An 8235-nucleotide genomic window follows, 5' to 3' on the forward strand; every position below is an offset into this window, starting at 1 on the left:
CTGGCAGATTTGGGCGAATTGCCTTTAGAAGAATTTGCAGTTGGCGGAGAAGCCAAGATTTCGACAACTGCAATGGGACGTTTGGTAGCGAAAGTCGGCGAGTGCGATCGGACTTTTCTTGTCACCAATGCTGACGGTAATGAAGCATCGGCAATTGCCAACATCAATCAAGCTCTCAAAATCATTCACCCGACAACAGATGACCTCTACAATCAATCGCCAAACGGTCAAGTTTACGAACCCTTGAGCGAAGATGCTTGCGCGGGTTTGGCTGTAGGTTTGTCGCTATTTGGAGGGCGGAGTTTGTGGTGTTCCTACGAATCTTTTGCTATCAACGGTTTACCAATTTGGCAAACTGTTACCCAAGCAATGGCAGAATTGCGCCGTCCAACTCCGGCTACTGTCACCTTATTTACTGCAGGTGCATTGGAGCAAGGCCGCAACGGTTGGACGCACCAGCGGCCGGAAATTGAGGCTTATTTTGCCGCAATGATGCGTAACGGCAATGTGTTTCCTTTGTTTCCACCGGATGCTAACAGCATTCAAGCTTGTTACGAGTGGGCTTTGAGTGCTAAAAATAAGGGAGTTGTGATTACTGCGAGCAAGTCGCCGCTGCCAATTCGCACTACTTTTGCACAGACTCGCCAAGGTTTGCAAGACGGTGCAGTTGTGCTGCACGAAATCAATTCTCCCCAAGCTCCTCACAATCAAGGGGGAAGCAAGAAAGTTGTGTTTGCTGTTGTCGGCGACATGACTTTAATACCGGTGTTTGAAGCCGCAGCATTTTTGGAAACCGAAGGGATTGGAGTGCGAATTGTTTCTGTTGTGAATCCGCGCCGTTTGTACCGTTCAAGTGATGTTGCTTGGGATACTTGTTCGGAAGCTGACGGCGGCTTTTTGAGCGATGAGAAATTTGCTGAAATGTTTGGTGGAGATGCCTTGATTGGCGTGACAGGCGGTGCTTCTGGGATGTTGGAGCCGGTGATGCTCCGCAGCAATTGCCCGCGTGATACTTTTGCTTGGAAGCGGGGGGAAACTACTTCTAGTGCGGGTCAGTTGATGGCGTTTAACGGGTTGACTGCTGAGGCGTTGACTAAAAGGGCGATCGAGCTAGTTCATTAGACCTTTTGTATCCGAATTAATCTTACCCGAAATCAGGACACGGCACTGCCGTGTCCTCTATATCATTCCGGCACAGTCGAAATTGATATAATATTTAAAAGCGGTAGGGAAACGGCACTGCCGTGTCCTCTATATCATTTCGGCACAGTCGGAATTGATATAATATTTAAAATAGGATGGTGATAGCTGTGACTGCACAAGTTTTAGAAGAAGTAGTTACGCTTGGAGAACAGCGATTAATTCTGCCCGGTTATTATAGTTGGGAGCAATTTGAGGCCATAGAATCTCTAATGGCAGATGCGCCAGGCTTGCGGATAACTTATCTTGATGGGTGGATCGAGTTTATGACATTGGGCGAAGCACATGAGACAATCAGTTGTATTCTTAATTTTTTGATACAACTCTACTTTTGTGAAATGGAAATTGAATATATTCCTGTAGGAAGCGCAACTCGCAGAGACCGGGCAAGAGATGTATCGTTTGAGCCTGATGAGTCTTATTATATAGGTGAAAAGAAAGAGCATCCCGATTTAGCGGTGGAAGTAACGATTACTAGCGGGAGTACCAATAAACTAGCTAAATATCTACGACTTCGCATCCCGGAAGTCTGGTTTTGGAAAAATCATCGGCTTGATGTCTATCGGCTGCGCGAGAATGATTATGAGCAAGTTTCAAGAAGTGATTTGTTGCCGGAATTGGATTTAGAATTGTTGGTGCGTTGTGTTTTAATGCCTTCAAGGATTGAGGCAAGACAGGAGTTTTTGAAGGGAATTGGGCCGCAGTAATTTGGTTAATTAATAGGACTTAAGCAACAAATCGCTTGATCTGCTATAATTGCAGGGTTAAATACTGACTTTTAGTCAGGCGCAACGGAACACAGTAGAATGGCTAAGTATCCCTATTCTACAAAAGTGGTTATACATAACAACATTTAACACACCTTGAACTATGTCCCTGCAAGATGAGATTGACAAAACAAGGCAAGAAATTCGGACTGATAGCTACTCAATGTCTATTGGAGAGTGTATCAGCCTTTATGAAAAGAGTGAGATTGATATTCACCCAGATTTTCAGAGATTTTTTCGTTGGTCAGATCATCAAAAATCTACCTTCATAGAATCAATCTTGCTAGGTATACCTATTCCACCAATTTTTGTGAGCCAAAGAGATGATGGTGTTTGGGATGTTGTAGATGGTGTTCAGAGACTATCCACAATATATGAATTTGTCGGAATTTTGAAAAAAGATGAATCAGAAAAAAATGAATCAGAAAACAATACACATCCAGTAGCCTTACAAAAAACTACATATTTAGCTTCTTTAGAAGGTAAAAAGTGGGACGATCCAAATGACAAAGATAATTCTTTCACTCAAGCACAGCGTTTATTGATTAAACGCTCAAAAATTGCTGTAAATATTGTTGAGAAAGAAAGCGACAAAATGATTAAATATGAGCTATTTCAGCGACTGAATACAGGAGGTTCCGTTGCTACACCTCAAGAAGTGAGAAATTGCATTCTTTTGATGTTGAATAAAGATTTATATCAATTGATGCGTTCACTAGCAGATTATGAACCATTCAAAAAATGTACGGCTTTAAGCGATAGGCTCTATGAAGAACAGTATGATATGGAATTAGTATTACGTTTCATACTTCTATTTGACAAAGATGAGAAAAACATTAAAAAATTGGGTGGTGATGTTCACGTTTTCCTGACAGACAAAATGCGTGAAATGGCTGCTAATAAAAAATTAGATTATCAGCATATAGAAACCGCATTCAAAACAACATTCGATCTTCTGAATGAAACTACAGGTGATAATAGTTTCAAGAAATATAAATCTGAACAAGACAAGTTCCTTGGTGGTTTTCTATTATCATTATATGAAGTGGTAGCATTGGGAATCGGATATAATTATAAAAATCCACCTCAAACAAACCAGATATCTGATAGTGTAAAAACTATTTGGTCCGATCCGACTTATCAAAAATGGTCGGGAGCAGGCGTGAATGCTGCAATACGTTTACCTTACCTGATTCCGCTTGGTAGAAAAGTATTTTCGCCCTAATGAGTATCCGAACTGCTGAACAATTAAGTGATAAGCTTTCCACCGATCTTGCTTGGCGAAAGAAGGAACTTTCGGAACTCAAATCCTTGGTAGAAGCGAGAAATGTTTCTCCTCAAAGGCATAGTGCGTTGATTCGGAGTGGAATATGTATTCTTTATGCTCATTGGGAAGGTTTTGTCAAATTAGCATCAAATAGTTACCTAGAGTATGTTGCGATGCAAAAACTTCGCTACGATCAGCTTAGTAGCAATTTTCTGGCTCTGGCAATGAAGACAAAATTGAATGAGGCTAGAGACACTAATAAACCATCATTATATATACCTGTTTGTGATTTCTTCCTTTCTAACTTAAATGCTAAATGCTCTTTGCCATACAAAGACAAAGATGCAATTTCTACTGCATCCAATCTGTCTTCTGACATTTTGAGGGAAATAACTTGTACTCTGGGAATAGACTTTTCGGTTTACTCTACTAAGTCCGTGTTAATCGATATTAAGCTTTTGAAAACAAGAAACGAAATTGCACATGGTAACTATTTGACGTTTGACAGAGAAGAGTATATAGAGCTACACGCAGAAATTATGGGAATGCTTGATGTATTTCGTAATCAGATAGAAAATGCTGCTGTTAAAAAGGATTATATGCGGAATTCACCTTAGAAAGGCGAGAACGCAACTCGTAAAATTATCACAGTGTTTGGTATTTGGTGTGAAGGTCGATCGATCCAGTGCAGGGATTTACCGCACACTCAGCAATTCATCAAGCTTGTTTTTTAGTTCGGGCGATGCTATTAGCGGTCTGTAAGCTTCACCTTCATACGGCTTCCAAACATATCCAAGAGTGAACGATCGAAAAACCGAATCCGAGCCAGTCGCTTGCCAAACAGCTTCAGCTAAAACCAATCCTGGAAAAACCAAGGCTGACTCTTCAATCAATTCGCTATAGGTTCTAAACTCGTCTGCTTCCATACCAACTAAAGCATACCGAAACGATGGAGCCAACCGCAAATTATTATACAGATGGAGACCTATTTCTGTCATTAAATAAGCACTTTCTGGAGTGCCTGTCCCAATCTCACTGATGCCACTCGGACAAACTCGGTACCACCAATTTTATTCTATATCCTGAAAAATTTCTGCCCTACATTGGGAATGTCTACCGTTTGAGAGCGTCCAGAAAATTTCATTAAAATATTGAGCAAATTGCTTTGCTTCAGATTGTTTTATTCCACATTCAGCCGATAAGCTAAACACCCATGCCATTGCTGTTCTCCCGTTGACTAAATTAAACTCTCAAACTTTCTCCCATTCGCTTTGTGTCTGGGCGAGAGCTGTTTCATAAACCAGATATTGCCACAGCACTCTCAGGTAAGCTAGAATTGCAGGAAGTTTCGGGAGTATGACATGGAAACAACGTTAAATATTGAATATCTTACGAACAAAGACGGAGATGTAAGCGCTGTGGTGATTCCTATTGAGCTATGGCGACAACTACTACTACCTAATGAAGAAGTTTCTGTCGATCGACTTGCGGGTGCGGTAGAAGATTATTGCATGAACAAAGCAATGGATGAAGCTGTTAATACTCCCTTGCTAAATCGCTCGGAAGCCTTAGCTTATCTTGAGGAATAGTTATCTGGGAAGTTCAATACCGTCAGGCTTTTCTAAAAGACTTGAAAAAACTCAAGAGCTCGACATCTTACCAACGCATATACGATCTGGCTTTTACCACACTAGAAGCAATCAACACCTTGGAGGAGATTTCTGACATTAAAGCCATGAGAGGTTACGCGGGTCGCTATCGCATCCGCATCGGCGATTACCGTAGGGTGGAAAGTTAAGTTAAACTGGTGATATAATAAATCAAATAATTATAAGACTGCAATGGCTACACTTCAGATTGAAAACCTGCCTGATGAATTGTACAGTCGCATTCAATATCTTGCCTCAGAAAAAAATTTGACTCTCAATGAAGCAGTCATTCGTCTATTGAAGCAATCATTTGAGTCTGACAAGGTAACGATCGATCGGGCGCAAGAGAGCAAACCAATGTCAGCAATCCTACAGAGGATTCGCAGTCGTCCTAGAGTTAATCCAAGGGATTTTGGTTTAATGGATAGTACGATTTTGATTGGAGAGGATCGCAACAGATGACTGTTCCGTTACGATGTGTCATCGATACAAATATTTGTATTAAGCAGTTTATTTCCGATCCACTGACTCCAAAAGTTAATCAACTATTCGATTGTCTCGACGATCTGGATGTTGAGTTTTTCGTACCCGATCTATTTTATATTGAGTGTGCTAATGTTCTTTGGAAATATGTTCGAGCTAACCTTTACACTGCTGAACAAGTTCAGGCAGATTTAAGTGACTTGAAAGCTTTAGGATTTCAAGTTACTTCAACGAAGTATCTAATGAGTGAGGCTGTCCAAATTGGTTTGGACTATGGAATTACAGCTTATGATGGCTGTTATGTGGCACTTTCAGAGCAAGTTATGGCACCGTTGCTAACACTCGATGAACGCTTAGTGAATTCGTTGAGAGATAGTAAGTTTGATGTGCGACTGTTTACAAATTTCACAGTACCAACTCGCTCTGCGTAATAATTCTGATTGACTAATAGATTGATGTTTTTAGATAATTGAAAATAGGCGATCGGTCATCAGAAACAAGAAAGAGCGATCGCTCTTTATGTGTTATGGGGCGCTCGCTCTCCGTGCAATTATCGCCCTTTGAGATGGTGGAAATGGATCGGATTGTCAGTGGAAAAATAGCTGGGGTTTCCTTGCGTCAATTTAACTTATAGTATCTTTATATTTAAGTTATTGACAAGCACAATTGGCAAATAATATAATGTGGTTATTAATTATAAGACAAAGATAATGTCTGAGAAAAAATATCTATGCGATCAATGCAATGAACCTTTCGGAAATCCACAAGCACTTAAATTTCATAAAGAAAATAAACATTTTATTTGTGGAATCTGTGGAGCAAAGTTTAATGCCTTTAGTGCAATCAATCAACATAAGGAGATGAAACACCCCAAGAACGGTTAGAGAGAACAGAGAAGTATAGCTAGATGAGGTGAGCAATACTCACCCTACTGTCTAAACTCGAAAACTACCGGAGTTTGCCAGGTTTCAAAGAGCAAGAGATAGGGGCAAAATAGTCTCTCCTCCCCAACCACCAGGAATTTTCAAACTTAAATTGTTTACTCCGCGAGGCACATCAAAAATGATAGTGATTATTTTTTGCAAACCTGGCTGAATCTCACTAACAAAACACTCAACGGTTTGATCTCCATTGATTTGGAGAGCAGTTTGACCCTTGTTAGAAACACTATACTCACGCTCTTGAGAGTCAATGAGCGTCATCATTGATGCTGAAATTGTACGAGATTTTTTGCCGTCATTCCGAACTATGAGACGAATAATAAGAAATTCTCCATCAGGATAAGTGCTTGCAAGAGAGTTATAAATAATAGATCTGCGTTCTATCTGTTTGACAGCATGGACTGTCTGATCCACAAAAGCAACTGCAACAATTTTATCATCAAAAATGAAGGGGATGAGGTTTTTGTGTTCTTTGATTAGTATCTCAAAGGTATTCACATATTCAGACATCTTATCTTGAGCTTGCTGATATACGGCAGCTTCTACAGGAATTGTTTTCAAAATTTTAATTGCTTCATTATAAAGACCTTGCTCAACCATTTGTGCTGATTGTTGCAACAGGTATTCATGGGAAGCTTTAACATACTCAGAATTTTTTTGCTGTGCCTCTTCGTATAAATTAGATGCAGTAGGAATTGCCTTGAGAGTATTTACTGCCTTCTCATACCTATAATTAGACGCATCGGCAGCGGCAAACTCAAATTTTTGCTTTTCCGAATTTTCTTTATGTTCTTCCCATGTTATTTGAGCCAAATCTTTAATATGACCAACGATGGCTTTAACTTGCTCAATTTTTTTTTGTTTTTCTTCTTCCGTTTTGGCTGGAGTAATCTCTGAATACTCTTTTTTGATTTGACCAACTATGTCTTTTAGTTGCTCACTATTTTGAATATCTGCGACCTTCTGTTGTGCTTTACTCACAATAGACTTGAATTTATCTGCAAAACCAACCATTAAAATAGCTCCCTTGCCTCACCAGGCAAAAACATGATTTAGTTTGTTAAAATAAACTGTAATAAGCAATACCCCGGACAGTTTTTGAGTAAAAGCTTAGAACCCTTATTCTACCGTTAGCGATCGAGGTTAGACGAAAGCCTGGAACCCTTATTCTATCGTTAGCGATCGCAAACTGTCCGAAGTGTTGATAAGAGTTAGAGAGTATGAAACGGCAAGCGTTTAATACCTACAATTTACTTTTGATACTTCCTCTATAATCCTTAAAATTTACAGCCTTGTCTACCCCAAAAATGTTCAATTTTGTCCCCATCGCCGTCCCCCACCGACCCGATTTCATCTACTTTTGTACAAAAATGTATTAAACTGTTCCTAAATATGAGCTATCATACAAAAAAAAGGCTCTTCAGTACCTTTTATGCTGATTTATTAATTAAATATCTTAACTTGCCTGTAAAATCAACGCTTCTAGCCGTGGGTCACGAACGCAGAACCTCAAACGATACACATAACGAATACACCTATTACCCAGCAAGGGTTTCAGGCGATTTTACAGACATATTTAGCATAACAAGTAATGAAGAGCCAAAAAAACTCACATCTCCTAGACCCAATAAACCTAAAAGAAGCCTTAAAACTTGCGGATAAGATAGTCTTCGAGAAAACGGGTCAGCACCTAGACGACGTACAGGAAGCGGTACTAAAAGGCACTCTAGAACGTGAGACATACAAGCACATAGCCAAAGACTTTGACTGCTCTGAAAGCAATGTGAGGCAAATCGGCTCGGAACTATGGCAAATACTTTCAGAAAAGTTTGGCGAAGATGTCAGTAAAAAGAATTTTCGGTCTGCAATGCAGAGATTCCAAATCTCTAAGGTTTCAAACTTCGTACAAGATGTTCAAGATTTTGTAG

General features: G+C 39.9%; 9 protein-coding genes and 2 pseudogenes. 9 read left to right on the forward strand and 2 right to left on the reverse strand.

Going from position 1 to position 8235, the window contains the following annotated elements; genetic code table 11:
* The 4 genes and pseudogenes from WBA89_RS15805 to WBA89_RS15820 form a co-directional block, all read left to right on the forward strand.
* A pseudogene (locus WBA89_RS15805) lies at positions 1–1122 on the forward strand (phosphoketolase); the annotation flags it as partial.
* Positions 1123–1310: 188 nt separating this feature from the next.
* The gene (locus WBA89_RS15810) at positions 1311–1907 is read left to right on the forward strand and encodes a Uma2 family endonuclease (RefSeq protein WP_424408009.1); all 597 of its coding nucleotides are present in this window, start codon (positions 1311–1313) and stop codon (positions 1905–1907) included.
* Between the two features lie 163 nt (positions 1908–2070).
* Positions 2071–3192 (forward strand): DUF262 domain-containing protein, encoded by a 1122-nt coding sequence (locus tag WBA89_RS15815; RefSeq protein WP_424408011.1) that lies wholly within the window; start codon positions 2071–2073, stop codon positions 3190–3192.
* On the forward strand, positions 3192–3851 hold the full coding sequence (locus WBA89_RS15820; RefSeq protein WP_424408013.1) for an MAE_28990/MAE_18760 family HEPN-like nuclease: 660 nt from the start codon (positions 3192–3194) through the stop codon (positions 3849–3851). The genes WBA89_RS15815 and WBA89_RS15820 overlap by 1 nt, the downstream gene beginning before the upstream one ends.
* 78 nt (positions 3852–3929) lie before the next feature.
* Here the strand turns inward: WBA89_RS15820 and WBA89_RS15825 are convergent, their stop codons facing one another.
* Positions 3930–4232 carry a hypothetical protein gene (locus WBA89_RS15825; RefSeq protein ID WP_424408015.1) on the reverse strand — a complete coding sequence of 101 codons (303 nt, stop codon included), beginning with the start codon at positions 4230–4232 and terminating at the stop codon, positions 3930–3932.
* 363 nt (positions 4233–4595) lie between these two features.
* Here WBA89_RS15825 and WBA89_RS15830 point away from each other — a divergent pair, with 363 nt between their 5' ends.
* From WBA89_RS15830 to WBA89_RS15845, 4 genes are all read left to right on the forward strand, one after another.
* A complete protein-coding gene (locus tag WBA89_RS15830; protein WP_194065663.1) occupies positions 4596–4823 on the forward strand; it encodes a hypothetical protein in 228 nt (75 codons plus the stop codon).
* Between the two features lie 41 nt (positions 4824–4864).
* Positions 4865–5032, forward strand: coding sequence for a hypothetical protein (locus tag WBA89_RS15835; RefSeq protein WP_424408017.1), 168 nt, complete (start codon positions 4865–4867; stop codon positions 5030–5032).
* 309 nt (positions 5033–5341) lie between these two features.
* Positions 5342–5797, forward strand: a complete 456-nt coding sequence (locus tag WBA89_RS15840; protein WP_193971991.1) for a type II toxin-antitoxin system VapC family toxin — start codon at positions 5342–5344, stop codon at positions 5795–5797.
* Between the two features lie 279 nt (positions 5798–6076).
* The gene (locus WBA89_RS15845; protein ID WP_424408021.1) at positions 6077–6250 is read left to right on the forward strand and encodes a C2H2-type zinc finger protein; all 174 of its coding nucleotides are present in this window, start codon (positions 6077–6079) and stop codon (positions 6248–6250) included.
* Between the two features lie 84 nt (positions 6251–6334).
* On the opposite strand, the gene WBA89_RS15850 is transcribed toward WBA89_RS15845, so the two are convergent.
* A complete protein-coding gene (locus tag WBA89_RS15850; RefSeq protein WP_424408019.1) occupies positions 6335–7321 on the reverse strand; it encodes a DUF4352 domain-containing protein in 987 nt (328 codons plus the stop codon).
* A gap of 577 nt (positions 7322–7898) precedes the next feature.
* On the opposite strand from WBA89_RS15850, the pseudogene WBA89_RS15855 reads away from it, so the two are divergent.
* Positions 7899–8235: pseudogene (locus tag WBA89_RS15855) on the forward strand (hypothetical protein); the annotation flags it as partial.

Origin of the sequence: Microcoleus sp. (assembly GCF_049646505.1) — a bacterium.
Classification (GTDB): Bacteria; Cyanobacteriota; Cyanobacteriia; order Cyanobacteriales; family Microcoleaceae; genus Microcoleus.